The sequence below is a fragment of the Lactonifactor sp. BIOML-A5 genome (assembly GCF_009677585.1).
Taxonomy (GTDB): Bacteria; Bacillota; Clostridia; order Lachnospirales; family Lachnospiraceae; genus Lactonifactor.
Map to the genome: position 1 here is coordinate 21,134 of NZ_WKYV01000001.1, position 24,528 is coordinate 45,661.

Annotated in this window: 24 protein-coding genes; 1 reads left to right on the top strand and 23 read right to left on the bottom strand. The window is 45.1% G+C overall.

All coding sequences use genetic code 11. The features are described from left to right. Window positions 1–16: 16 nt before the first annotated feature. The 17 genes from GKG41_RS00120 to GKG41_RS00200 form a co-directional block, all read right to left on the bottom strand. A complete protein-coding gene (locus GKG41_RS00120; protein WP_154256267.1) occupies window positions 17–1,924 on the bottom strand; it encodes a diguanylate cyclase in 1,908 nt (635 codons plus the stop codon). A gap of 152 nt (window positions 1,925–2,076) precedes the next feature. Further along, a complete protein-coding gene (locus GKG41_RS00125) occupies window positions 2,077–3,090 on the bottom strand; it encodes a virulence RhuM family protein (protein ID WP_256282166.1) in 1,014 nt (337 codons plus the stop codon). 376 nt (window positions 3,091–3,466) lie between these two features. Next, window positions 3,467–3,967, bottom strand: coding sequence for a hypothetical protein (locus tag GKG41_RS23055; protein WP_173015477.1), 501 nt, complete (start codon window positions 3,965–3,967; stop codon window positions 3,467–3,469). Window positions 3,968–5,363: 1,396 nt separating this feature from the next. Then, on the bottom strand, window positions 5,364–6,635 hold the full coding sequence (purD, locus tag GKG41_RS00140) for a phosphoribosylamine--glycine ligase (RefSeq protein WP_154256271.1): 1,272 nt from the start codon (window positions 6,633–6,635) through the stop codon (window positions 5,364–5,366). Window positions 6,636–6,640: 5 nt separating this feature from the next. Next, window positions 6,641–7,267, bottom strand: coding sequence for a phosphoribosylglycinamide formyltransferase (gene purN, locus GKG41_RS00145; protein WP_154256273.1), 627 nt, complete (start codon window positions 7,265–7,267; stop codon window positions 6,641–6,643). After that, a complete protein-coding gene (gene purM, locus GKG41_RS00150) occupies window positions 7,261–8,286 on the bottom strand; it encodes a phosphoribosylformylglycinamidine cyclo-ligase (protein WP_154256275.1) in 1,026 nt (341 codons plus the stop codon). Before purM ends, purN begins: the two co-directional genes overlap by 7 nt. Window positions 8,287–8,316: 30 nt before the next feature. Further along, the gene (gene purE / locus GKG41_RS00155; RefSeq protein ID WP_154256278.1) at window positions 8,317–8,823 is read right to left on the bottom strand and encodes a 5-(carboxyamino)imidazole ribonucleotide mutase; all 507 of its coding nucleotides are present in this window, start codon (window positions 8,821–8,823) and stop codon (window positions 8,317–8,319) included. Between the two features lie 87 nt (window positions 8,824–8,910). Continuing rightward, a complete protein-coding gene (locus tag GKG41_RS00160) occupies window positions 8,911–10,992 on the bottom strand; it encodes an aminopeptidase (RefSeq protein WP_243140970.1) in 2,082 nt (693 codons plus the stop codon). Beyond that, a complete protein-coding gene (locus tag GKG41_RS00165; protein ID WP_154256280.1) occupies window positions 10,985–11,575 on the bottom strand; it encodes an HD domain-containing protein in 591 nt (196 codons plus the stop codon). Before GKG41_RS00165 ends, GKG41_RS00160 begins: the two co-directional genes overlap by 8 nt. A gap of 4 nt (window positions 11,576–11,579) precedes the next feature. Further along, window positions 11,580–11,894 carry a DUF6142 family protein gene (locus tag GKG41_RS00170; protein WP_226903691.1) on the bottom strand — a complete coding sequence of 105 codons (315 nt, stop codon included), beginning with the start codon at window positions 11,892–11,894 and terminating at the stop codon, window positions 11,580–11,582. A gap of 4 nt (window positions 11,895–11,898) precedes the next feature. Then, window positions 11,899–12,384: a VanZ family protein gene (locus GKG41_RS00175; protein WP_072854237.1), complete on the bottom strand. Its 486-nt coding sequence runs from the start codon at window positions 12,382–12,384 to the stop codon at window positions 11,899–11,901. A 68-nt stretch (window positions 12,385–12,452) separates the two neighbouring features. Further along, window positions 12,453–12,605: a hypothetical protein gene (locus GKG41_RS23060; RefSeq protein ID WP_167594282.1), complete on the bottom strand. Its 153-nt coding sequence runs from the start codon at window positions 12,603–12,605 to the stop codon at window positions 12,453–12,455. 19 nt (window positions 12,606–12,624) lie between these two features. Beyond that, on the bottom strand, window positions 12,625–13,299 hold the full coding sequence (pyrE, locus tag GKG41_RS00180; RefSeq protein ID WP_072854236.1) for an orotate phosphoribosyltransferase: 675 nt from the start codon (window positions 13,297–13,299) through the stop codon (window positions 12,625–12,627). A gap of 85 nt (window positions 13,300–13,384) precedes the next feature. After that, window positions 13,385–14,287: a dihydroorotate dehydrogenase gene (locus GKG41_RS00185; RefSeq protein ID WP_347563305.1), complete on the bottom strand. Its 903-nt coding sequence runs from the start codon at window positions 14,285–14,287 to the stop codon at window positions 13,385–13,387. After that, window positions 14,287–15,081: a dihydroorotate dehydrogenase electron transfer subunit gene (locus GKG41_RS00190; protein ID WP_072854234.1), complete on the bottom strand. Its 795-nt coding sequence runs from the start codon at window positions 15,079–15,081 to the stop codon at window positions 14,287–14,289. Before GKG41_RS00190 ends, GKG41_RS00185 begins: the two co-directional genes overlap by 1 nt. 19 nt (window positions 15,082–15,100) lie before the next feature. Beyond that, on the bottom strand, window positions 15,101–16,024 hold the full coding sequence (gene pyrF / locus GKG41_RS00195; RefSeq protein ID WP_154256284.1) for an orotidine-5'-phosphate decarboxylase: 924 nt from the start codon (window positions 16,022–16,024) through the stop codon (window positions 15,101–15,103). Window positions 16,025–16,061: 37 nt separating this feature from the next. After that, complete coding sequence (locus GKG41_RS00200) at window positions 16,062–17,336, bottom strand: dihydroorotase (RefSeq protein WP_154256286.1); 1,275 nt, start codon at window positions 17,334–17,336, stop codon at window positions 16,062–16,064. A gap of 1,064 nt (window positions 17,337–18,400) precedes the next feature. Here GKG41_RS00200 and GKG41_RS00205 point away from each other — a divergent pair. Then, on the top strand, window positions 18,401–18,601 hold the full coding sequence (locus GKG41_RS00205; RefSeq protein ID WP_072854228.1) for a cold-shock protein: 201 nt from the start codon (window positions 18,401–18,403) through the stop codon (window positions 18,599–18,601). 169 nt (window positions 18,602–18,770) lie between these two features. On the opposite strand, the gene GKG41_RS00210 is transcribed toward GKG41_RS00205, so the two are convergent. The 6 genes from GKG41_RS00210 to GKG41_RS00235 form a co-directional block, all read right to left on the bottom strand. After that, window positions 18,771–19,736, bottom strand: coding sequence for a D-2-hydroxyacid dehydrogenase (locus GKG41_RS00210; protein ID WP_072854227.1), 966 nt, complete (start codon window positions 19,734–19,736; stop codon window positions 18,771–18,773). A gap of 244 nt (window positions 19,737–19,980) precedes the next feature. Then, window positions 19,981–20,844 carry a phosphogluconate dehydrogenase C-terminal domain-containing protein gene (locus tag GKG41_RS00215; protein ID WP_072854264.1) on the bottom strand — a complete coding sequence of 288 codons (864 nt, stop codon included), beginning with the start codon at window positions 20,842–20,844 and terminating at the stop codon, window positions 19,981–19,983. Between the two features lie 87 nt (window positions 20,845–20,931). Then, window positions 20,932–21,864 (bottom strand): transketolase C-terminal domain-containing protein, encoded by a 933-nt coding sequence (locus GKG41_RS00220; RefSeq protein WP_072854226.1) that lies wholly within the window; start codon window positions 21,862–21,864, stop codon window positions 20,932–20,934. Then, complete coding sequence (locus GKG41_RS00225; protein WP_072854225.1) at window positions 21,864–22,685, bottom strand: transketolase; 822 nt, start codon at window positions 22,683–22,685, stop codon at window positions 21,864–21,866. Before GKG41_RS00225 ends, GKG41_RS00220 begins: the two co-directional genes overlap by 1 nt. A gap of 45 nt (window positions 22,686–22,730) precedes the next feature. Continuing rightward, window positions 22,731–24,014 carry a TRAP transporter large permease gene (locus tag GKG41_RS00230; protein WP_072854224.1) on the bottom strand — a complete coding sequence of 428 codons (1,284 nt, stop codon included), beginning with the start codon at window positions 24,012–24,014 and terminating at the stop codon, window positions 22,731–22,733. Continuing rightward, a complete protein-coding gene (locus GKG41_RS00235; RefSeq protein WP_139249507.1) occupies window positions 24,011–24,523 on the bottom strand; it encodes a TRAP transporter small permease in 513 nt (170 codons plus the stop codon). Before GKG41_RS00235 ends, GKG41_RS00230 begins: the two co-directional genes overlap by 4 nt. Between the last annotated feature and the right edge of the window lie 5 nt (window positions 24,524–24,528).

A 24,528-nucleotide genomic window follows, 5' to 3' on the forward strand; every position in this document is an offset into this window, starting at 1 on the left:
AACCTAACCCTCTTTCCTAATCCAGGAACTCTAACTCTTTTTTGTTCCTTTTGGACTGATACATATTGTGATCCGCGAGACTTAAAAGTTCATGGTAGTCTCTGCCGTCCTCCGGATAATACGCACAGCCCACAGAGAACCTGACAGGAATCTCCTCGGTGTTGCTAAGTTCAACCGTAGATCCCCCCATTGTCAGAAGTAATTTCCTGATATGTGCAGACAGCGCTTCCCTGTCCGGACACTGGTACAGGAATACTACAAACTCATCTCCGCTAATCCGTGCCAGTACCTGTTTATCTGCTTTACAGGACCGAAGAATCCCGGCAATCCCCTGAAGATAACGGTCACCGTTTTCATGTCCAAAGTCGTCATTTACTTTTTTCAGGTTGTCTGCATCCGCCATGAGAATAACTGCATGCCCCAGTTCCTCAGGGGTCTTGAACAGTTCTTCCATTTTTCTGTAAAAAGCACGCCTGCTGTAAAGACCGGTAAGAAGATCAATATCTCTCTCTTTTTCAATATGCTGCTTCTCAACCATGTCTTCCGTTACATCAATAATAATGCCTAGTATACTGTTTGCATTAGAGAATGTGTTCATTCTGATAAAATGTTCTCCCTCTCCTGGCAGCCGGTACACATCCTTCCCATCCGTAACCGGATGCAGACGTATATCTTCCAGCTTCTTTTCAAACAGTACATGGTCCAGAAGAAGCTCCCTGGCCTCCTCCTCTGTCAGCATTAAAATATCCGCCACTCTTCCGGTAGCCATTACCCGTTTCATGTCTTTATTGTATTCATATACACCAATGGGAACCCTGGCCGCTTCCAGTATCTTGGTCAATTTATTTGTGGTATCCAGAAGACTGTCTACCATCAAGTTGATTCTTCCGCTCAGTTCCTTGAATTCGGGGGTGGTTTCCACTTCTACCTTAGTGTCAAGATTCCCCTTAGTAATCTTCTCCAGTCTCTGATTCACTGAGGAGATTCCTCTGACTACATAGTAATCCATATATTTAGATATAGACACTATCATGATAATGGAAATCAGAACCAGATATACAGCCGTGAGAAGACAATTGCTGTTCACGTCTTTGTATAAGCCACGGTTGGATTCCGTAATCCCCAGGATCACCGAATCCCCATCTGCAAATACACAATAGCTGTCCTCTCCGTTAACCTTTGCAGAAAATCCCTGATTCATTTTCGTTCCCAGATCTACGCCAATGTCTGTTATGTTTTTTCCTGCCTGCTCTGCGTCAGTACAGCCTAAGATCTGGTAGGTGCCCGGATCTATGGCATAGATGGTTGTCCCGGAGTCAGCCGTCACAAGAGAAAATATGTAGGATAGCTCATTCTTTTTCATGGATTCCAGGACCCGGTCAGGTTCAAGCCCAATCTGAACAATTCCCTCACCGTCCTCTCTCCAAACTGCAGCATACTGCATTAATTTTTGTTCGGCGGTGTTGGGTGTGATATCCTGGCATAACTCCAATTCCCTGTCTTTTAGCATAGGCAGAAAAAACTGCATTTGCTCTCCGGACGTAAAATTAAGGCCAAAATACTTTGGCTCTGATCCGGCATACAGTGTTCCTTCTTTGTTAAAAAGATGGAATTCATCCACCTGAAGAAGCCTGGCAATCTTCTCCATCTCCTCCTGGTCCTCTGTAATCTCCGGTCTGTACTGGAGAATATATGCTGCCGCTTTGGCGCGGATCAGGCAGTTTGCCTTCAGATCTTCCTTCACCTGTTCCGTCTCTTTCTCATTCTGTTTCAAAATCTGGTTGATCTGCCAAAACTTATCCTTTGCATCCAGATACATGTCATTGCGGGCATTATGGATTTGAAGCACGTAGTTCAGACATAGGGTGAGAATCATAAATGCCAGTATAATCGTCGCCAGCCTTTTTGTAATCGCTTTTTTCATATTTGACACCCTGTTCATTTATTTAAAGTATCTATTTTATTTATTTTAATACTTTCCCGCAAAGATAACAAGATAAACCCAAAGATGATGAAATGGCCGCCTCTAATTTACCACTTTCTATTTAAAATATTTTATTTATCAGCAGCTTTCACTTACTGCAAGTCAACTTTCATTACCAACTTATCAAAATCCGACTCATATAATTGATCTTGTATCACCCTGTATTTCTCAAATTCACTTTCCGCAAAGGCTTTTGCAATTTCATGCGTCACCTTTCCTTTATCCATCAAGATATCCTCATCATTCATTTTAAGGAAAACTTCCAGCTTAGATGCCCAGTCCTCCATCGTCATGGGAATGCGCTTTTTGGCCTGCCTTTCCGCATAATCCAGATACATTGATACAAACTGATTCAAATCCTGCAGCTCACTCTGAGACAAATAATTCTTCGCTATGCTTACATCAGATTTAACAATTTTTCCATCCGGTGCATTTTTCCATGTAGTTAGCCCCATATATTCCTTTCTGTGATCTGCTCTATCTACTATAACCTCCGCAGCAGTATGGCCATGAATCGCATAGTGCAGTTTGTTCTGCACAGTCTTAAAGAATTCCTTTGTGGTTACTGCGTCTTTTGAATAATCGACTGCAGTAGCGTAGATATCAGTTATCTTTTGATAGAATTTTCGCTCACTGGCGCGGATTTCCCTGATCTCATCCAGTAAATGTTCAAAATATTCCTCGTCAAATATTTGTCCATTTTCTAATCTTTTCTTATCAAGCACATATCCTTGTACCGTGTACGTTTTTAATACTTTCGTTGCCCATTGGCGAAATTGTGTTGCACGCAGAGAATTAACACGATAGCCTACGGAAATTATTGCATCTAAGCCATAAAACTTTGTATTATATTGTTTTCCATCCGAGCCAGTATGTCGGAAACTCCGACATACTGAATTTTCCTCCAGTTCACCTTCATCAAAAATATGTTTCAGGTGTTCCGTAATCGTGCTCCTTCCTTTATCAAAAAGCTTTGCAATTGCATCCTGAGTAAGCCAGACATCCTCGTCCTGAACACGAACCTCGATAGAATCTTCTGAATTCTGCTTTGTAAATACTAAAAAATCAACAGTACTGTTTCTAATCTGGAATATCTTATCGGCCACAAAACCACCTCTTCCTTATATATCATATCTACTAAACCATTTGCCATACCAAATAAATGTTTGCAACGCAAAAGACGACCATTTTCGTAGCGTCTTTTAAAGCTTTCACTATATGGTATTATTTGTCCTAACTAACGTAACTTGACATTATTCGACAACCGCTTCAGGTGATTGAATGTTTTAGATATTTTTCAGAATCTCTTTTTGTTTCAGACCAAACATGTTCCATCTGATACATTCTTTTTTCCTTTTATCTGCACTTAAAATGTTTGTTGATTTTTCAGTTTCATCTGAAAAATAATTACCAAAATGTCTGTTAGTCTCTCCTCGTCTCACCATAAGATAGTGAAGTAACGTAGCTTCATATTCGCATATTTTAGGCCATAATATAGGATTCAATTTCTTTAATATCCGCCTGCAAAACCGTGATGATTTTCTCAAGCTCCAGAAACTCGTTTCTGTCCTTATCTGCGATTGTATAATTTAAAACCGTTGCAAGGCATTCCATAGCTAAATCGAGACTGTCTACAGAATCTGCATCTGCAACAATATCATAAGTTGATGCCATATCGTCATCCATTTTCATTTTATGAACATTCAGTTTTACAATAGCCTCGTGGACTTTCTGTCCTATCTGTACAGCCTGTTTTCCAAGATCACTTCCATATTTGGTAAATCGAGGTTCCAATTCACCTCCATCTTTCAAAAGGCGCTTAGCTTCTAAATAATTATTTGATTTGAAATGTGCATATTCTTTTAAAAACCAATTTCCATCGTCAATTAATTCTTGACGGCTCTTAATTTCTGCCTTATTCCGTAATTCTTTCTCTCCTTTCGCAATAGCAGCCGACTCTCGTATATCCCAATCGGTATGCACTGTTAAAATCGATTCCGGTTGTCAGCAAATACAGCCACACATCAAAGTCCATCCAGTCAATGATGGGAGAAGCGGTTCTCTGAACTGCGATTTTCGGACTATCTGATTCACGATCATATTTGTTTCGTGAATTGGATTCCCTTCTACGGATACCATAGAAAGTAAGGATTCTCTTTTTATTTTTGAACAGCGTTTGAATCTTTCTCTGGATTGCTCCAGTTTTAAAAATAGTACAACACCACCGCATGACTCTCGATGGCGGTCCAAGCTATTCGCAGAGTTCATCAAAGTTTTTATCTTTATTTTTAGACGTAACAACCAGCGTTTTGGATGTTCCTTTTTGAAACGTTTAACGTACTCCGCAGATTCTGGAAATTCCAATGTTGTATATCCATATAAATGCAGGATTTGCTGAGATCCCAGCGCCCAATTTCTAGTAGAAGCCGTTCCTCGAGGCATACAGGCCTCAAATCAGAACCAATTCTATATGCCTTCTTTCCGCAGATCGGACATACTTTATCATATAACGGGATACTGCAGCCATCACACCAATAAATAGTTGAACTTTCCAATTCTGCCCTTTCGCCGCAAACCGGACATAAAGACACTTCCGTATTTACATTACATTTTTTGCATGTATACTTTATCATTTTTCCTCTTTTCTGGCAGTTCAGCGCCAGACGTATCTTCTCAATGACTATAGCATTAACGCTTTGTTTTTTTCTCACTTTTTATAAAGTATTAGTAGATATACCTGACAAGTTATGTAAATAATTTTTTCATATTTTTGTCGTTCAGTAATTTCCATAACTTATTATAACTGATTGTCATATTCTTACCTTCTTAGTATGCTATACATAGTTGTAATTTTTCCCTTTTTAGCTTAAAACTTCGTTTTTATTATACCGTATTTTCATAGGGTAAGTAAACCGATATTGCATTTTACACATTTTATTTACGCAATGTTTGAGAAAAACTAGCAATTTGAATGCCAATGTTATTTCCTAAAAATAATTCCCCATCAAAAAGGGGACAGAAAAGGCGACTACCTCCCGGAAGATTTTTCAGTTTGTGCAAGATATTTGTTCTTGTGCCTGATTTCCACGGCTTTGCTTGAGACAACCTGCATGAGGTTGTCTTCTTTCCCGATATGATAACTGGATCTACAACATCGATCTGGAAACTGCAAGTAACGTAGTCCTATTCACAAAAAAAGAAGAAATCTCCTCATCAGCCTGTCCTGCAATCGAGTCACTGATGTTAGATTTCTTCTCATTCAAATTGTAAACGTAAATAACATTTTTCTATAATTAAGATGTAATGCAACCCCACTTTTGGGGTTTGGATCACTATATTTGAGAAGTAAATGTAAATAGACACATATCTATTTCATCCATTAAACCTCATCTATGGCTTTTCCAATGTCATTTCTATGATACTTATTCTCGAACTCAATCCAGTCAATGGCTTTATACGCGTTTTTCCTGGCTTCCTTCAGATCCTTACCCTTAGCCGTCACTCCCAGAACGCGTCCTCCATTGGTTACGATCTCACCGTCTTTAAACTTGGTCCCTGCATGGAAAACGTAGTATCCATCCCTGTCTTTAAATGCTTCCAGACCGTGGATGGGGAATCCTTTTTCGTATGCCACAGGATATCCGGCCGATGCCAGCACCACACACACTGCCGCATTGTCCTCAAACTGCAGATCGATCTGATCTAATGTACCGTCCACACATGCTTCTACCACCTCAATAATGTCATTTTTCATTCTCGGAAGCACGACCTGGGCCTCAGGATCTCCAAACCGGGCATTGTATTCCAGAACCCTGGGGCCCTTTTCTGTAAGCATAAGACCAAAGAAGATGATTCCCTTAAAAGGTCTTCCTTCCGCCGCCATAGCATCCACTGTGGCCTGATAAATATTCTCTCTGCAGAAAGCATCAACCTCTTCGGTATAGAAAGGACTTGGGGAAAATGTTCCCATGCCCCCGGTATTCAGTCCCTCATCATTATCCTTGGCACGTTTGTGATCCTGGGCAGAAGTCATAGTCTTAATCGTTTTACCGTCCACGAAGGAGAGAACAGAGACTTCCCTTCCGGTCATAAACTCTTCGATTACCATGGTATTTCCCGCTGTACCGAACTGCTTGTCCAGCATAATGGTTTTAACCCCTTCCTGCGCTTCTTCCAGGGTGTTACAGATCAGAACACCCTTTCCCAGCGCCAGTCCGTCGGCCTTCAGTACAATGGGAAATTCTGCTGTCTCCAGATAGTCCATTGCTGCCTGGGCATCTGTAAAGTTTTCATAGGCAGCTGTGGGAATGTTATATTTTTTCATAAGATCCTTAGAGAATGCTTTCGATCCTTCCAGAACAGCAGCATTTTTTCTAGGGCCAAATACCCTGAGCCCTTCTGCCTCGAAAGCGTCAACGATCCCCCCTACCAGCGGATCATCCATACCCACTATGGTAAGATCCACCGCATTTTCCTTTGCAAATGCAGTTAATCTATCAAACTCCATAGCACCTATTTCTACACATTCCGCATATTCCGCGATGCCCGCATTACCCGGTGCGCAGTAAATCTTATCTACCTTAGGGCTTTTCGCCGCGCTCCACGCAATGGCGTGTTCTCTTCCTCCGCTTCCAACAATAAGTACTTTCATCTTGTCTACTCCTTAATTCTGACCTTATGTTCCACAATCTCTATTTTATCATTCGCAATCAAATCAATAGCTTTCGGCATAATAACCCATTCTGCCTCCTCCATCACCCTCTGCTGGAGTGTTTTAGGGGTATCGTCCTGTGAAACCTCCACAGCCTTCTGCAGTATAATAGGTCCCGTATCAGTACCATCATCCACAAAGTGTACCGTTGCACCGGTCACCTTCGCTCCCCGGGCCAGAACACCTTCGTGGACCTTCAGCCCGTAATAACCGGTACCGCAAAACGCAGGAATCAGAGCGGGATGCACATTTATAATTTTGTTGGGATATGCATCAACCATTTTTTTAGGAATCACTACCAGACACCCGGCCAGAACAACCAGATCCACCTGATAGGATGCCAGTTCTTCCAGGAGTGCATCATAATACTCCTCTCTGCCCGCAAAAGCCTTTGGAGAGATACATTTCCCAGGGATACCAGCCTTACCGGCCCGTTCCAGGGCATATACGCCCGGGTTATTGCTGATGACAACCTCTATCTTGGTGTTCGTAATCGTTCCTTTGGCAATTCCATCGATAATTGCCTGAAGATTAGTCCCCCCTCCGGACACAAGTACTGCCACCTTTAGCATAATTTCACTCCTTTTTCTCCTTCTTCCACACGTCCTACTACGTAAGGAGCTTCCCCTGCGGCTTTGATGGCTTCCATAGTTTTATCCACGTCAGCAGCGTCAACGGCTAAAACCATACCGAGCCCCATATTATAAGTATTGTACATCATTTTCTCGTCAATCTTGCCTTGTTCTGCCATCATAGCAAAGATAGGCGGTACCGGATAACTGTCCTTTTCAATAACTGCACAGACACCCTCTTTGAGCATTCTGGGCACATTCTCATAAAAGCCGCCTCCAGTGATATGACTGCAGGCACGTATCCGCACACCAGCTTCCTTAATACTCTTCAAAGCTTTCACATAAATCTTGGTGGGAGCAAGAAGTGCCTCTCCCAATGTACTGCCCAATGCTTCGTGATAAGCAGAAAGGGATTCTTTTGTCATATCGAATACTTTCCTTACCAGGGAAAAGCCATTGCTGTGCACCCCGGAGGAAGCCATGCCGATCAATATATCCCCTGGCTTCAGATCTTTTCCTGTAATCAGATCCTTTTCGTCTACAATGCCTACGGCAAATCCAGCCAGATCGTATTCATCTTCCGGATAAAATCCTGGCATCTCAGCTGTTTCCCCGCCGATAAGAGCGGCATTGGACTGGGCACACCCGTCCGCAACCCCTTTGACAATCTCAGCAATCTTTTCCGGTACATTCTTCCCGCATGCGATATAATCCAGGAAAAACAGGGGCTCACCCCCTGCGCAGGCAATATCATTGACACACATAGCCACGCAGTCAATTCCTACGGTGTCATGCTTGTCCATAATAAATGCCAGCTTCAGCTTTGTACCCACCCCGTCTGTTCCGGATACAAGGGTAGGCTTCTCCATGTTTTTAAAGGCATCCATAGAAAAGGCTCCGGAAAACCCTCCAATATTCGTCAGGACTTCCGGTCTCATGGTTTTCCTGATATGCTCCTTCATCAACTCTACTGATTTGTAACCTGCTTCAATATCAACACCTGCTTTTTTATAATCCATCTTTCTCCTCCGTGTTTTGCTGGATGCTTCCTACTTTGTATAATTTTTATATCCTACAGCCTGCAGCCTTTCATCTTTGGCAACCACCTGTTCCTTTAATTCTTCCGTGTATGCTTTCAGCCTTGCCAGCAGCTCAGGATCTGAGGTGGCCAGAATCTTAGCTGCCAGTATTCCGGCATTGGCACCGCCGTTGATTGCGACCGTTGCTACAGGTATGCCGGAAGGCATCTGAACAATAGAGTAGAGGGAATCCCTTCCACCCAGAGAGGTTGTATGCATAGGAATTCCAATGACTGGCATCGGGAAGATCGCTGCGCACATACCTGGCAGATGAGCCGCCATACCTGCACCTGCTATAATTACCTTGAATCCTTTTTCTTCTGCTGTTTTTGCATATTCAAAGAATACGTCCGGTTCTCTGTGAGCAGAGATTATCTTCATCTCATAATCAATCCCCAGCTTTTCCAGCATATCTGCCGCCTTGCTCATAACAGGCATATCAGAGTCACTACCCATAACAATTCCAACTTTAGCCATTGTCATTCTCCTTTTTTCTTTTGATTAATCTTTATCATATGCTGCCAGATAAAAACAAGGGCAGCCATATTACCTTTATCAATTTTACTAAGACTTGTAATTCTTGTCAATGTGAATTCCGCCTTCAAACGGCCGGTTCAGTTCCTCTGTTCCCGGGAGGACAAATCTTCCGTCCCTGATCACTGCTGTCTCCTCCCCCTCTGACGTTATGACTGCAACTGACTCTAATTCATCATAGGGTATCGTAATATCTGTATGACATCCCAGGTATGCTTTGGCGATATCCTCCCTGCGGAGAATGGATACCTCATTATCTCTGGCAACGATTTCCTTTCCGTCCGGATTATAAACTGGAGTATCCTCCGCCCAGCTGTAGCAGGTGTCTCCCACGGCAAAATGAGGTCCCATCTTCTCAGCGATCAGAATAGGAAGTTTTCCCTCTATCCCATACTTCCTGGCCATAACATAAGCAGCTGTATTTGTGCCTATGGCAAATTCCCCCATAGGGAGGGTGTCATGATGAAAGAGCACATTTTCAAATATATACTTTTTGTTTTCTTCTTCTGTGTCAAAATTTTTGCAGGTATAGTCTGTAATCCTGCCGTCCTGGAAAGTAATCTTTAAATCCCTGTAGCAGAGCTCATTCAGATATATACGGCTTACATGGAGGATTCCCTGGGTACCCTTTAAGAGTGGGGAGGTAAAGACCTCTCCCACCGGAATATTCACATCTGCCACACAGTTTTCAAAGTTTGTCTGTCTCTCCGGATCTGCCAGAGGATGCAGGGCTATGATCAAGTCAGTCTGATTGTCGCCTAATCCCTTAATATGAACCCTGTCTCCGGTGTCCAGAGCATCAATAATCCTCTGCTGAATCTGCTGATATAGCTTATAATCCAGGGTATTAATCTTTACTGTCTCACGGAAAATGTCCGGAAAATCCTCTCCTATCTCAGGTACGGGATAGGCAATAATCGTAAAGCTTCTCTCTTCCCCTTTGATATAACGGTTTGTAATCTGTCCCGCTTCACTGTCATAGGTTACCTGAAGCTTTTGCTGGGCTTTTGAGAGCTGCATGGCCTGAGGACAGGGCATCGGCACAAATGGCTCCTCTCCAAACACCTCTACCACCGCAGGACCACCGTGCACAGCGGCCAATTCCTTCATTTTTTCATATGCCACCTGCATCACTCTGAGTTTTCTCTGCACGAATTCCTGATCCAGATACAGGGCGGCATCCCCCCTGTGATCGTAATCATACTGCTTATTGGGAACTGCACCATAATACCCGATACGCAGGTGCTGTCTCTTATTAACTGCGTGGCTTGCGGCCCGGTAGATCACCGGCTGCAACCCCATCTTTTCAAACTGAAGAACGGCCGCCCTTATCATCCTCTCAAACCCCAGCTGGAAGCGTATGTTTACAGTCTTCTTCTTTTTAATATCCTTTCCGGTTGTCAAAAAGCCAATCCTGTATCCCTCTGTATAAGTTGACGCCATAGCATCAATTTCCTCCTGGGACAGTGTATTTAAAAAGGCGGACACCTGACAGATATTATCTGAAATATACTCGCCGAACAGATAAAGGTACCTATCGTCTCTGAGGTCCTCTTCCATAATGATATCTCTGGCGAATGAGAGAGAAGGGTCTAACGATTCCCGCACCCGATAGGCCGCCATCTCATCACTGTAGTCGCTTACATACCAGTACAGGGTCTCTCTTAGGGTTTCAGCTTTGGGAATCTCATCCTGAAACATATTGTAGATTTCTGCAAAGAGCTCTGCTGCTACCGTAAAATCCCATTTCCGTTTCTCATAGGCATACACAATAAGACCTCTGATCTCTGTATACAAAAAGCTGAGCAGCTGCCCGTACTCCTCCCCCAGAACAGAGACTGCATATGCCGGGTTCCCGTAGGATGTCCCATAGTTGGCCGGCAAAATGTCTTCGTACAGTCTGTCATTCCAATCCTTCAATTCTTTTTTTGCCGCAATCTCTGCCCAGCCGTTCAGCATTTTTTCCAGAACCTGGGCTGTCAGCCCAATAAATCCTGCAGTCTTCCGGAAATACTCCCTGAAAGGTTCCGGCACAGATTCCTCCCTGGGGATTTCTCTAATGCGTCCGGTTACCAGCTGGTAACGCTCGTCAATCATCTCTTCTTTACTCATTTTTTAAATTCCCACACTCCACATTTTTATCGATCAGCTGCTGCATATAAGAGCGGATAACTCTGGAACCATCCCCTGTGTGTTCATTTCTCTTCATAACCTGAGATTTCTTTACCTCATGTTCTCTCCACGACTTTCCGTCTGCAGCATCGTTGAGCATCAGCGGCTGAAAATTATCCAGGGTATGGGCAAACTTTGCCTCAGGGGTCTTTGCAAGCTCAAATTCTTCCCACAGTTCCTTACACATATTTCCCTGATCCTCCGGAAGCAGACCGAAGATCCGGTTCGCTGCCCGCACTTCCCGTTCTCTTTTTGTAGTATTGCCGGCATCGTCATACGCATACGTATCTCCCGCATCGATCTCTACAATATCGTGGATAAGCACCATAGTCATGACCTTCACCAGATCCAGCTCTTCATTGGCATGTTCCCTGAGAAGAACTGCCATAAGGGCCAAATGCCAGGAATGCTCCGCATCATTTTCTTTTCTTTTCCCGTCAGACAAATATGTCTGCCTGGTAATGTTCTTAATTTTGTCTACTTCCAGTATAAAATTCATCTGTTTTATCAGCCTGTCGTCCATCCTTCTACACTCCTATCAAAAATAATCCCAGCCAGCCCACCATCAGAACACCGTTGGCTATAGCCCCCACTTTGCTGTAGGTGTATGCCCGGTTTTCCTTGGAAAAGCTTTTTAATCCAATGATAAATCCATAGACTGAAACGCCTATGGCCACCAGTCCCATGGCCCCCAGATACAGGCCCCCCTTTCCCTGAAAGGCAAAGGAAAGAACCGCCCCTGTGAGAAACAGAAGGACAGAGATCAGTGCCATAACCGAAGAGGTAATCCCGCCCTCTGACTGCTTCTTCCTGGCAAATGTGTACTTATATCTTTTTCCCACCTTCTCATCTCCTTTTCCTGCGCTTGTGTTCAAACTTTATCTTGTAAATCCCGTGGAAAACTGCAAATATCAAATATCCCAGTACAGCTCCAGCCGTATTCAGGATCATATCATCCACATCAAAGCTTCCTACCTTTCCAACCAGCTGTATGCATTCCACACAAAGGCTCAAGGCAAATCCGGCAAATCCGATAAAGAACAAGTTTCTGGTATTACGGTTTATTACCGGGAGAATCAGGCCAAATGGAACAAATCCAACTACATTGCCCACCAGATTGGTAAAAACAGCTACAAACCCTAATTGTTCCCGGTAAACCCAAAACCTTCTGATCTCTTTCAACGGGGTAAGATTGTATCGGTATACTCTCTCTGCCCCCTGCCCCCTGCCGAATCCCTCCGAAAAAAACAGGAAGTAGATGAGAACAAGAATATACAGCACAAACAGGATCGTACCTATCCTTTTTATTCGCCGTTTTGTTTCTTTCTTCAATTTTTCATTCCTCATTCCAGACAGTTTAAAAAGTCACACGGTCCGCGTGTGACTTTTCTCTATAGAAGTTAAATCATGATCTCGTATTTTTGTTTTATCAATTTGCCGCCGTTTATGATTAACATCGTTCCCGCAGCAATCCCTGTTACTAATACTATAATACCCAGGACAAGATTCCATACACCTGCCCTTGACACCATTTTGTATATCTTTTCACTCATTGCGAACACTTTCCTTTCTTTACTCGGCACCATACTGTTCATAGTATCTGTCGATGGCTTCTTTCATTGCGTCGTCAATTACTACTCTTCCTTGGTATTCTCTATTGTATAAGTGTTCTACCACTTCTGCCATGGTAACAATGGCTGTGGTCTGCAGTCCGTATTTTTCTTCAATTTCTTTTAATGCACTTTTGGTACCTTGTCCCCGTTCCATGCGGTCCACGGAAACCACCAAGCCTACAGGTGTTACATCCCCCTGCGCCCTGATAATGGGCAGAGTTTCCTGTATGGAGGTTCCGGCTGTGGTTACATCCTCGATGATCACCACCCGATCCTTATCCTGAATGGGGCTTCCCAGCAATATACCTTTATCTCCATGGTCTTTCACTTCTTTCCGGTTGGAACAGTACCGGATATCTCTGTCGTACAGTTCGCTGATTGCCATAGTTGCTGCCACAGTCAGAGGGATCCCCTTATAAGCCGGTCCGAATAATACGTCAAAGTCCAGTCCGTAGGCGTCATGAATGGCTTTTGCATAATACTGCCCCAGTCTGCGAAGCTGCGCCCCTGTTCTATAAAAACCAGTGTTGACAAAAAATGGTGTCTTTCTTCCGCTTTTTGTAACGAAATCCCCAAATTTCAACACCTGACAATCTACCATAAATCCAATAAATTCCTGCTTATATGCTTCCATGTGAGTCCTCCCAAATCGATCTTTATGCCCTGCTTTTTATCTGCAGCAGAATAGCTGGGGCTCTCGTCCGTGTGCTATTCCTGTATTATTTTACCACACCTATCAGTTCTTGGATATCCTGAATTTTATTTTTCTGCATATAAGACTCTATCCCTTCAATCACATCCAGTGTAGCCCGGGGATTAAAAAAGTTTGCAGTGCCCACTGACACAGCGGTAGCCCCTGCCAGAATAAATTCCAGGGCATCCTCAGCCGTGGCGATCCCACCCATACCGATAATGGGAAGTTTTACCGTGTTGGCCACCTGATATACCATGCGCACCGCCACCGGCTTTACACACGGTCCGGAAAGTCCCCCCGTACGGTTGGCAACTGCAAAGGTTCTTTTATTAATATCAATCTTCATTCCTGTGAGTGTATTGATCAGCGACAGTACATCTGCACCTCCGCACTCAGCAGCTCTTGCCATCTCCGTAATGTCCGCAACATTAGGACTCAGCTTCATAATTACGGGCTGTCTGGCATACTTTTTCACAGCCGCGGTAATCTCTTCCACGGCAAAGGGATCCTGTCCGAAGGCAATGCCTCCTTCCTTCACATTTGGACAGGAAATATTGATCTCCAGCATATCTATGTTTTCGTCGGAAAGGCGGTCAACCACCCGGCAGTACTCTTCTTTTGTCTTTCCGCAGACATTTACAATTACTTTGGTATCAAACTTTTCCAGAAAAGGAAGATCTCGTTCACAAAACACCTTCATCCCCGGGTTCTGAAGACCAATCGCATTAATCATGCCTCCGTAAGTCTCAGCGATTCTGGGGGTGGGATTCCCGGTCCAGGGCGTGCTGGCCACTCCCTTTGTCACTACCGCCCCTAAACGGTTCAAATCAATTAGTTCGCTGTACTCCACACCGGATCCAAAGGTGCCCGAGGCTGTCATCACCGGATTCTTAAGCTCTACGCCGGCCAGGCTTACTTTTGTATTTATCATAATTCTACCTCCGTGCTTAAGAAGACAGGGCCGTCTTTGCAGACTCTCTTATTATGCACTTTTGAGTGTTCGTCTATCTCTTTTGACTGGCAGACACAGGCCAGGCAGGCTCCCACACCACAGGCCATTCTTTCTTCCATGGAGATCCAGCACTCAATCTCCATCTCCTGCGCATAGGCTTTGATGGCCCTGAGCATTGGTGCCGGTCCACAGGCAAAGATAATCTCCGGCTCCCGGCCCTCTTCCTTTGTCAGTCCATTAGCCATCATGGCATCCAGAACATTTCCCGGCGTGCCGGCGCTTCCGTCCTCGGTAGCCGTATAGACTCTGCCGTATCTCTTCAGTTCCTCCTGGAGAAAAAGTTCATCCCGGTAACCTGCAATGATATGCTTGTCCCCGTCCAGTGCCTTTGCCGTTTCTACCATAGGGGGAATTCCTATCCCGCCCCCCATAAGGAAGACTCTTTTTCCGGCAGCACGCTCCAGAGGAAATCCATTGCCCAGAGGGCCAAGAATGGAGAGCCTGTCTCCCGCCTTCAGCATTGAAAACTCTTCCGTTCCTTTTCCCACTACCCGGTATACCAGCCGCAGACTTCTTTTATCTTCACTGACTTCACATATACTGATGGGTCTGGGCAGCACCCGGCTCCCATCACGGCTGTATACGGAGACAAACTGTCCGGGGCTTGCTTCTTTCGCAATCTCTTCGGTCCTCAGCCACATGCTGTATACATCACTGGCGAGTTTCTCCTGGCTGAGTATCTGACTCATCTCATTTGTTTTCTTTGACATATGCGTTTCTCCTGTTCTCTTATCTTTCCAGGGCACTGCTGATATCCTCTATCATGTCCAGTGCTGCCTGGCGTGCAGAATCACCAAAATTTTCAGGCCCGAATTTCGCATATTTTTCTTGTTTGTAGGATGCGATAATCCCCCTGGAGGAATTTACAATCGCTCCCAGTCCATCTTTATTGAAGAAATGAACCAGATCCTTTCCCTGTCCGCCCTGTGCTCCATAGCCCGGCACCAGGATATATGCCTTCGGCATAATCTTCCTCAGAATCTTTCCCATCTCCGGATAGGTGGCACCTACGACTGCACCTACATAACTGTAGGTATCTCCCATATGGGTTTCTCCCCACTCTGCCACCTTTTCGCCCACCAGTTCATACAGTGGTCTTCCGTTCACCAGCTGATCCTGGAAATCTCCGCTGGAGGGATTGGAAGTCTTTACAAGCACGAAGATTCCCTTGTTTTCCTCTCTGCATACCTCTATAAATGGTTGGATGCTGTCTGCTCCCATATAAGGATTCAGCGTTGCAAAATCCTCGTCAAAGCCCGCATAGGTCTTGTCACCCACTTTTACTTTTCCCAGATGGCCCACTGCATATGCAGCGGAGGTTGATCCGATATCACCGCGTTTTATATCTCCAATCACTACCAGATCCTTTTCTCTACAGTAATCTACTGTCTTTTTAAAAGCAGTCATTCCTGGAATTCCAAATTGCTCGTACATAGCAATCTGAGGCTTTACTGCAGGAATTATATCATAGGTCTTATCAACAATCTCTTTGTTAAACTGCCAGACCGCCTCTGCTGCACCCTCCAAAGTCTCTCCGTATTCCTGGAATGCCTTCTTCTGAATATGAGCCGGAATGTAGTTCAGCATAGGATCCAATCCCACTACAATCGGCGCGTTTGTCTTCTGTATTTTTGCTACCAGCTTGTTAATCATCTGTATTCCTCCATATTATCATGCTTCCGATTCATTTTTAATCCTGATAAACGATTTGTCCGTCACAGATTGTCATTTTCACTTTTCCGGTAACCTTACGTCCGTGAAACGGCGTATTCTTACCTTTAGAATCAAACTTTCTGGCATCAATGATATATTCCGCCTTTGGGTCTATAATCACAACATCCGCAGGTTTGCCCACTGCAAGAGAGCCCCGCTCACTGCCGATCACCTGCGCCGGATTATAGCTCATCTTTTCCGCCATCTGCATAGGCGTCAAAATCCCCGGCTCCACCAGTTCACTGATGGTAAGCGCTACCGATGTTTCAAGCCCTACTATCCCAAAAGGAGCTTTTTTCATAGACTGGCTCTTTTCTTCCTTGCTGTGAGGTGCATGATCGGTACTGATCACATCCATAATATTATTCTTCAGCCCCTCTTTTAAAGCCTCTACATCCTCTTTTGTCCGAAGAGGAGGATTCATTTTATAGTTGGCATCATTCTCTTTGATGTCATCGGTAGAAAGGGTAAAATGGTGAGGGCATACCTCCGCAGTTACGTGGATTCCGTCCTCTTTGGCCATCTCCACCATCTTCACACTTTCCCCCGTGGAACAGTGGCAGAGATGGAGTTTTGCCCCGGTATCTCTCGCCAGCAGAATATCTCTCGCTATGATTACGTTCTCCACAGAATTGGTAATCCCCGGTAGTCCCAGTTCCCTGGCTTTTTCATCCGCATTCATGCAGCCGCCGTTCACCATATTAATGTCTTCACAGTGAGCCAGAACCGGTATGCCGCAGGCTGCTGCTATTTCCATTGCTTCCTTATATAACTGCGCATTCATTACTGACTTTCCGTCTTCACTGATGGCAGGAATTCCCTCCTCCACCATGCCCCTGATATCTGCCAGCTCCTCGCCCTTTTGTCCCATGGTGATAGCACCCACTTGAAGAACATGGATAGGCGCCAGCTGTTCCGCCTTTTTGTGAACATAACGCACCCGGTCCGGGCGGTCAATCACGGGCTTCGTATTAGGCATGGCCAGTATGGTAGTGAATCCTCCTCTGGCTGCCGCTCTCGCACCGGAAAGGATATCTTCCTTATACTCCAGCCCGGGATCCCTCAAATGCACATGTATATCTATCAGTCCGGGCATAACAAAACAGCCTTTCGCGTCAATCACCCTGGCTGCCTTTACTTTCAGCTTTTCGCCGACTTCTTTTATCTTATCTTCCTGTATAAAAACGTCACATACTTTATCCGTCTGGGTGTCCGGATCCAGTACACGTCCATTCTTGATTAAGATACTCATATTTTTACTCCTTTTTACTCCTTGGATATTATGGTTTATATCTTGATTTTAATAGTATCATACCCAATTTCGTACGTCAAATTATAGTTTTGTGTATGTGAAGTTCGGGGTTATGCAGTCGTCGAGCGAGGCGTTGCTGACGGACGGATATAGGAGGGAGCACCGGGGAGGCAGGGCCAGGCCAGGGGCTCCCTCCTATATCCATCCTGGCAGAGACTCACTTCACATTCACGGAAAACGGGTGGGGAAAGTCGAGAGTTGTACACTTTTCATATTATTCATCATTTATGATCGCTCGATGTTTTGGATAAACAGCCAAACCTGTTACCGTTATCACTTCCATACTTTCTGGCTACATTACAGCATATTCTATCTGACAAATTTACAACCCTATCTTATGTAGAGAATAGCATTCCCCTTCTGAAAAACCTACACTCTGGAACTCCCCCATACCCAGGTGAGAGGAATCCTGCGGCGGCGGGCTGGCTGGTTCGGGCGGGAGGGAGGCTTAAGCTCCGCGGACGGTTCCGCAGGAGTGACTAGAGAGTCTTAAGCAAAACCGGGATTCCCACAGGAGATTTTTTCGGCAGTCCGGGCCGAAAAAAAGTGAGCATGGGCAGAGAATGCACATCAAGCATTCTTTGCACATACGAACAGTGCTCCTGCGGGGATTCCGGTTTTGTCTTAGACTCTCTTCGCGACGGAGGTGTCCCCGGAACTTAAGCCTCCCTCCTGTCCGAACCAGCCAACCCGCTGCCGCGGGATTTCTCTCACCGTCCCCCCGCCACCTCACACTTTCCGACTTGAATCACTTTGAGCAGAAATCCATCCCCACTTTCACCTGATATTTAACTCTCATTTTTTTGCAAAACTCTTATTTTTTTCCTTGACTTTTTCCAGTTTTCAGACTATACTTAATGGTGTCAAAGGATTTATTGGATGTAAAGTAATTCACTAGTTATTAGAGATTATATTTATACACAATATGATCTGTAATAGCTGGTGGATTTTTTATTTTCCAGTATTTTTATCTATTATTTATTTATATTTATGGAGGTAACATCATGAACAAAGGAACTGTTAAGTGGTTCAATGCGGAAAAAGGTTATGGATTTATTACTGGAGAAGACGGAGCTGACGTTTTCGTACATTTCTCTGCAATCAATGGCGACGGATTCAAATCCTTAGAAGAAGGCCAGGCTGTATCTTATGATTTAACAGAAGGCGCTCGCGGAATGCAGGCAGCTAATGTAGAAAAATTATAATATAAAGCGAAGTTGAGGACTGCTCTTATTATGTAAGGGCAGTCCTTTTTTGCTGCTCCGGCAAATGTCAGAAAAAACCCCCGGGTATGGCAGTACCTGGGGGTTTTAGGGGGAATAAATCTTATTTTTTAGGTTGATGTTTTGTTTTTGGCTTAATTGGGTATTTCTTTTATTTATTCACTACATTGATTGGATTGCCGGCAACGAAGGCCTTTAAGTCTTCTACAGCAATGTCCATCAGTCTCTGTCTGGATTCCTTTGGAGCCCAGGAGATGTGCGGTGTGATGATACAGTTCTTTGCCTGCAGAAGGGGGTTATCTCCCTTAATGGGCTCTGTGGATACTACATCCAGGCCCGCTGCCGCTACTTTTCCGCTGTTTAACGCATCCCTTAAGTCTTCCTCCACGATAAGAGGACCTCTGGAGTTATTGAGAATGATAACACCGTCTTTCATCTTGGCAATGTTTTCTTTGTTAATGATTCCCTGTGTAGATGGGAACAGCGGGCAGTGCAGGGCTATAACGTCAGCCTGGGCGAATAATTCTTCTCTGCTTACATATTCTGCAATTTCCTTGCCGCTGTCGTTTGGATATTCGTCGTTGGCAATTACTTTCATACCCAGAGCTTTTGCAATACGGCCGGTTGCCTGGCCGATTCTTCCAAAACCAATAATTCCCATAGTTTTGTCCGCCAGCTCAATAAGGGGATAGTCCCAGAAGCACCAGTCCGGGTTACTCTCCCAGCGTCCCTCATGGACTGCCTTGTCGTGATGGCCGATGTGATGGCAGATCTCCAGAAGCAGGGCAATGGCAAACTGACCTACTGCTGCGGTTCCATAGGTAGGAATATTGCATACCGGAATGCCTTTGGCTTTTGCAGTGTCAACGTCAACTACGTTGTATCCTGTAGCCAGAACACCCACATATTTTATATTCGGGCATGCGTCGAATACTTCTTTTGGAAGAGGAGTCTTATTGGTAATGACCGCTTCTGCATCACCAATCCTGTCAATTACTTCCTGCATATCTGTCAGAGATGTGCGGTCATAAACCGTAAGTTCCCCAAGTGCTTCCATATCTCCCCAGGATAAATCTCCCGGATTCTCTGTATATCCGTCTAAAACAACGATTTTCATACTTATCTTATCCTTTCTCTTACTCTCTTTACCCTTACGTCGTAACATGGTATGTTATGATGTAAATATAACACCCACGTAGCGCCTCGTCAACTTTTTCTTTGCTTTGTCTATACATGGATTAGTTGAGTATGGCAGTCTTTCCACATTAAGATAAAATTCTTTATTTTTGGCAAAATGGTTTTACTTTTCATATGCCCCGGCGTACCTTCCCGGAGGTGTGCGCCGGGACCGGGTTTCAGGATTAGATCTGTGGATTTTCCGGATGCAGCATGGTTGCGATTACTTTGTCCAGGACCTCATCTTTCCAGATGTCTTTCCAGTTTTCTCTCATAACCAGACGGTTTCCAAGTCCGATGGCCACTTTGCACGCATCGGATACCGGTGGGTTTCCGGGGATATAGCCCAGAAAGTTAGCTGACAGATTATAGATATGGCCGGTCAGGAAGGACACTGCTGCTTCTTTCGGAATGCCTCTCTTTACTGCTTCTTCCACGGTCTCTGCCATGGCATATAAGCAGGTAGCTCCCAGAAGCTCTACCAGGGTAGGCTCTAAGAATGCAATCTGCTCAGAGGACATCACATACGCATGCTCTACCGGCGCATACATTTGTTTTGCTACCTCCACACACTGTGCGAAACGGTCATCGTCTCCCTGAATCTTGGACATTACGATATCCTGTTTTCCGCCCATACCTCCGAAACGGTCCTGGCGTGCTTCAAAGGTATCCTGATCCAGGAAATAGGAGGGATGGCAGGGATGAGCTACTCCAAAGGTGCAGTCCTCTCTTAAGGTCAGCTCTCTTGCCACTGCTGCTGCAGGGTCCAAGATGATGAATCCGGTTCCCGGTTTTAACTGGGGTACATAGATAGCGGAAAGTTTTCCGATTAGAGTATCCGGCACTGCGAACACCACTACATCTGCTTTAGACAGCGCCTCTTCTACCGGAGTAGGCTCAAAGCCCCTGTCTTTAATACTCTGGATTCCTGCCTCGGTTGCTTCTACCAGAAGCAGTTCGAAATCCTCCGGCTTTTTTGCCAGGTTGTTGCTGGTTCTGGTTCCCATTTTTCCCCCGGCACCGATTACACTTACTACGATTTTGCTCATGATCTCTTCCTCTTTTCCTTTTGTTCTGGCACACCGGTTTTGAGAACCGGTATGCCGCTTATAGGTCATTGTATTACTGATTGTGAATTATAAATTTTCTTTTACAGTCTTTGCGATATTCTCCGGTGAAAATCCGTAGTAATCTGCCAGTTCTTTGGCAGGACCGGACTCTCCGAAGGTGGTAAGTCCCATGCGCTTTACAAATTTCGGGGCGTTCTCAACTGCCAGCTTGCTTATGTATGCTCCCATGCCTCCGTTTACATTGTGGTCCTCCACAGTCACAATCTTCTTAGCCTTCTTAATAGCCTCGATGATCTTCTCTGGATTCTTTCCGTATAAAATGTTGATATCTCCTACAGTCACGTTCACGCCCTGCTCTTTTAACAGGTCTGCGGCTGCCAGTACACGGTCCAGGACAAATCCGCTGGATAAGAGCAGAGTGTCATCCCCGTACTCTCTTAAGATGGTGATGCCGTCCGGTGAGAAAGAGGCTTCTTTCTCATAGACATCTGCTTCTCTTCCGCTTCCTGCTCTTACATACACCGGACCGTCAATCTCTGCCGCCATCTGTACAGCTTTGTAGGTCTGGGGACCGTCTGCCGGGGTTAAAATGGTGTAGTTTGGTATGTTGGAAAGGATGCCCAGGTCTTCATAGAACTGATGGGTAACCCCTTCCCTCTCCCCGCCCAAAAGGCCGGAGTTGATTCCCACAAACTTTACATTCAGGTTCGGGTAAGCTACAAAGGTACGCATCTGCTCGCAGGCACGCATGGTCATAAACCCTGCATAGGTGCCCACAAAGGGGGTCAGTCCTGCAGCTGCCAGCCCTGCGGCGGTATCCACTGCATTTTGCTCGGAGATTCCCACCTCCACGTACTGATCCGGATATAACTCTGCGAATTTGGTTGCACGCATTGCTTTTAATGAGTCAGGTGAAACAAACATAATTTTGTCATCTTTTGCTGCTAAATCGATGAGTGCCGCAGCAAAGGCTTCTCTCGTTCCCTTGAATTCTGCCATTATTTCGCACCTCCTAATTCTTTCACTGCCTGCTGGTACTGTTCGTCTGTGGGCACTCCTTTGTGCCATGCATTGTCATTTTCCATGAAAGAAAGTCCTTTTCCTTTCACACAGTCGCACACGATAACGCTTGGTTTTCCCTTGGCTGCCTTTGCTTTAGCGATGGCTGCCTTAATGGCGTCAATATCATGGCCGTCGATTTCCTGGGCATCCCACTGGAAGGCCTCAAAACGCTCTTTGATGTTGTTGGCACCGATGGTCTCCTCCACGGAGCCCCCGCTCTGCCAGCCGTTTTTGTCTACGAATACAATGAGGTTATCCAGCTTATGGCCTGCCGCGGAGTTAATGCCCTCCCAGCACACGCCCTCCTGAAGCTCCCCGTCTCCGGCGATGACGAATACATTGTAGTCTTTCTTTCTGTATTTGCCGGCCAGGGCCATTCCCCCGGCAATGGAAATACCATTTCCTAAGGAACCGGACGTCATATCCACCCCTTTGGTTTTATTCATAACCGGGTGTCCCTGGAACTTGCTGCCCAGGGCTCTCAGCTTAAAATCTTCGATCTTGTCTCCAAAGTATCCTTTTTCAGACAGGGCCGCATAGTAGATAGGGCAGGCGTGTCCTTTGGATAAGATAAAACGGTCTCTGTCTTCCCAGTCCGGGTTAGCGGGATCGATTCTCATCTCATCAAAGAACAGAGTTGCCACGATGTCTGCAATAGACAGCGCTGGTCCCGGATGTCCGTCCTTTCCTTTATAAACCATGTCCACAGCTGTCATTCTCAGATGATTTGCCATTTGTTTCAGTTCTGCGGTATTCATGCTAAAACCTCCTTAAAATATGTTTTTATAAGTTGTAAGTTACTATCAAACCCCCATCACACCCGGAAGCCAGGTGATAATTGCCGGAATAAAAGTCATAACCAGCAAAGTTGCAATCTCGACACAGAGGTATGGAATAATCCGTTTGCTAATCTTACCGATACTGGTGTTGGCAATTCCAGAAGCAACAAACAGGTTTACTGCCATAGGCGGCGTTATCATGCCGATGGATGTATTGATAATAATGATGATACCTAATGCGATAGGTGATAATCCCAGGGATGTCGCGATTGGCAACAGGATTGGGGTTACCAGAAGGATAATTGACTGCGTTTCCAGGAAACATCCCAGGAATAACAGAATTACGTTAATCATCAGCAGCAGTGCCACTTTATTGGTGAACAGCCCCAGCACGCTGGACGCGATAAATGTAGGAATGTTCTGATTTGTCATAAACCAGGCAAATGGAGCTGACATACTGACCACAAACAATACCACTGCAGAGCTTACTGTGGATTTGCGAAATATTTCGTAGATGTCCTTCATTTTCAGTTCTTTGTAAACAAACACACTGATGATAAATGCATACACACAGGCAACTGCGGCAGATTCTGTGGGGGTGAATAACCCGCCGTAAATACCACCCAGGATTATTACCGGCATAAAAATTGCAAGGATAGCTTCCTTAAAGGAGTGGGCGAAAGCTCTCAGTGTAACTTTACCAGTCTCTGCTGCATCATATTTTTTACAGATTACAATGTTGGTAGCAATCAGAACTACTGCCAGCAATAATCCGGGGATAACACCTGCCATAAACATGGTTCCTACAGATACGGAAGCCGTAACTGCATAAGTAACCATAGGGATACTTGGGGGAATTACAACCCCCAGGGTGCCGCCGGAAGCTGCAACAGCTGCAGCGATATCGTCCGGATACCCTTTTTGTTTCATTCTGGGAACGGTGATGCCGCCGATAGCAGCAACCGTTGCCGGGTTGGAACCGGAGATAGCTCCGAAGAATGCGGATGCCACTACGGTAATACAGGACAGTCGTCCTGGAATTCTTCTCATTAATATTTCTATAAAGTCAATCAGTCGTTTGGAGATTCCGCCTTTTTCCATAATGTTGCCTGCCAGGATAAAGAAAGGAACTGCCATCAGGGTGAAGTTATCAGCCTGAGTAAACATTCTCTGGGCAACTGCGGGAAGCAGATTCATATTGCCGCTGGCTACAATAGCCACACATACTGCAATTCCAAGGCAGATGGCAATGGGGACTCCCAGGAACAGCATGACGAATAAGACTCCAAATAACATTCCTATAATCATTGTTCCTTATCCTCCTTCTGCTGGATTTCTTCTACTGTCTCTTTTGCTGTAACTCTTTCATAGGTATGCCATGCATAGCAGAGGGCCATCAATATCAATCCCAGAGGGATAGACAGATACATAATCCACATGGGCCACCGCAGGCTGGGTGTTATCTGTCCGCTGGCAATCTGCTTCTGCAGGATTGTGATTCCATAATAGGAAGCAAATAAGCTAAACCCTAAAACCAATACAGCATCCAGTACATATATCACTTTCAGGACCGCTTTGGAACAAAACAGTTCCAAAGCCTCCACACAAAAATGTTCTCCATTACAAGCGGCAACACCGATGCCCAGGAAGATAATCCATATCATGCAGTATCTGGCAAGCTCTTCCGCCCAGGGGATTACGAATAATCCTGTAAAACGGGCAACAGTGGCAACGAAGATAATCACACACATGATAATCATTAATATTACCAAAAGAACTTCTTCCGCTCTCCTTAGTCCGTTAAATAGTTTTTTCAAAGTGT

Excerpts from the sequence above, each read along its gene's own strand:
- GKG41_RS00205 (WP_072854228.1), top strand. The coding sequence starts at position 18,401 with ATGAACAAAGGAACTGTTAAGTGGTTCAATGCGGAAAAAGGTTATGGA.
- pyrF (WP_154256284.1), bottom strand. The coding sequence starts at position 16,024 with ATGATTAACAAGCTGGTAGCAAAAATACAGAAGACAAACGCGCCGATT.
- GKG41_RS00120 (WP_154256267.1), bottom strand. The coding sequence starts at position 1,924 with ATGAAAAAAGCGATTACAAAAAGGCTGGCGACGATTATACTGGCATTT.
- GKG41_RS00165 (WP_154256280.1), bottom strand. The coding sequence starts at position 11,575 with ATGGACGACAGGCTGATAAAACAGATGAATTTTATACTGGAAGTAGAC.
- GKG41_RS00210 (WP_072854227.1), bottom strand. The coding sequence starts at position 19,736 with ATGAAAATCGTTGTTTTAGACGGATATACAGAGAATCCGGGAGATTTA.
- GKG41_RS00160 (WP_243140970.1), bottom strand. The coding sequence starts at position 10,992 with ATGAGTAAAGAAGAGATGATTGACGAGCGTTACCAGCTGGTAACCGGA.
- GKG41_RS00200 (WP_154256286.1), bottom strand. The coding sequence starts at position 17,336 with ATGAGTATCTTAATCAAGAATGGACGTGTACTGGATCCGGACACCCAG.
- GKG41_RS00190 (WP_072854234.1), bottom strand. The coding sequence starts at position 15,081 with ATGTCAAAGAAAACAAATGAGATGAGTCAGATACTCAGCCAGGAGAAA.
- GKG41_RS23060 (WP_167594282.1), bottom strand. The coding sequence starts at position 12,605 with ATGAGTGAAAAGATATACAAAATGGTGTCAAGGGCAGGTGTATGGAAT.
- pyrE (WP_072854236.1), bottom strand. The coding sequence starts at position 13,299 with ATGGAAGCATATAAGCAGGAATTTATTGGATTTATGGTAGATTGTCAG.
- purD (WP_154256271.1), bottom strand. The coding sequence starts at position 6,635 with ATGAAAGTACTTATTGTTGGAAGCGGAGGAAGAGAACACGCCATTGCG.
- purM (WP_154256275.1), bottom strand. The coding sequence starts at position 8,286 with ATGGATTATAAAAAAGCAGGTGTTGATATTGAAGCAGGTTACAAATCA.
- purE (WP_154256278.1), bottom strand. The coding sequence starts at position 8,823 with ATGGCTAAAGTTGGAATTGTTATGGGTAGTGACTCTGATATGCCTGTT.
- GKG41_RS00220 (WP_072854226.1), bottom strand. The coding sequence starts at position 21,864 with ATGGCAGAATTCAAGGGAACGAGAGAAGCCTTTGCTGCGGCACTCATC.
- GKG41_RS00230 (WP_072854224.1), bottom strand. The coding sequence starts at position 24,014 with ATGATTATAGGAATGTTATTTGGAGTCTTATTCGTCATGCTGTTCCTG.
- GKG41_RS00225 (WP_072854225.1), bottom strand. The coding sequence starts at position 22,685 with ATGAATACCGCAGAACTGAAACAAATGGCAAATCATCTGAGAATGACA.
- GKG41_RS00215 (WP_072854264.1), bottom strand. The coding sequence starts at position 20,844 with ATGAGCAAAATCGTAGTAAGTGTAATCGGTGCCGGGGGAAAAATGGGA.
- purN (WP_154256273.1), bottom strand. The coding sequence starts at position 7,267 with ATGCTAAAGGTGGCAGTACTTGTGTCCGGAGGGGGGACTAATCTTCAG.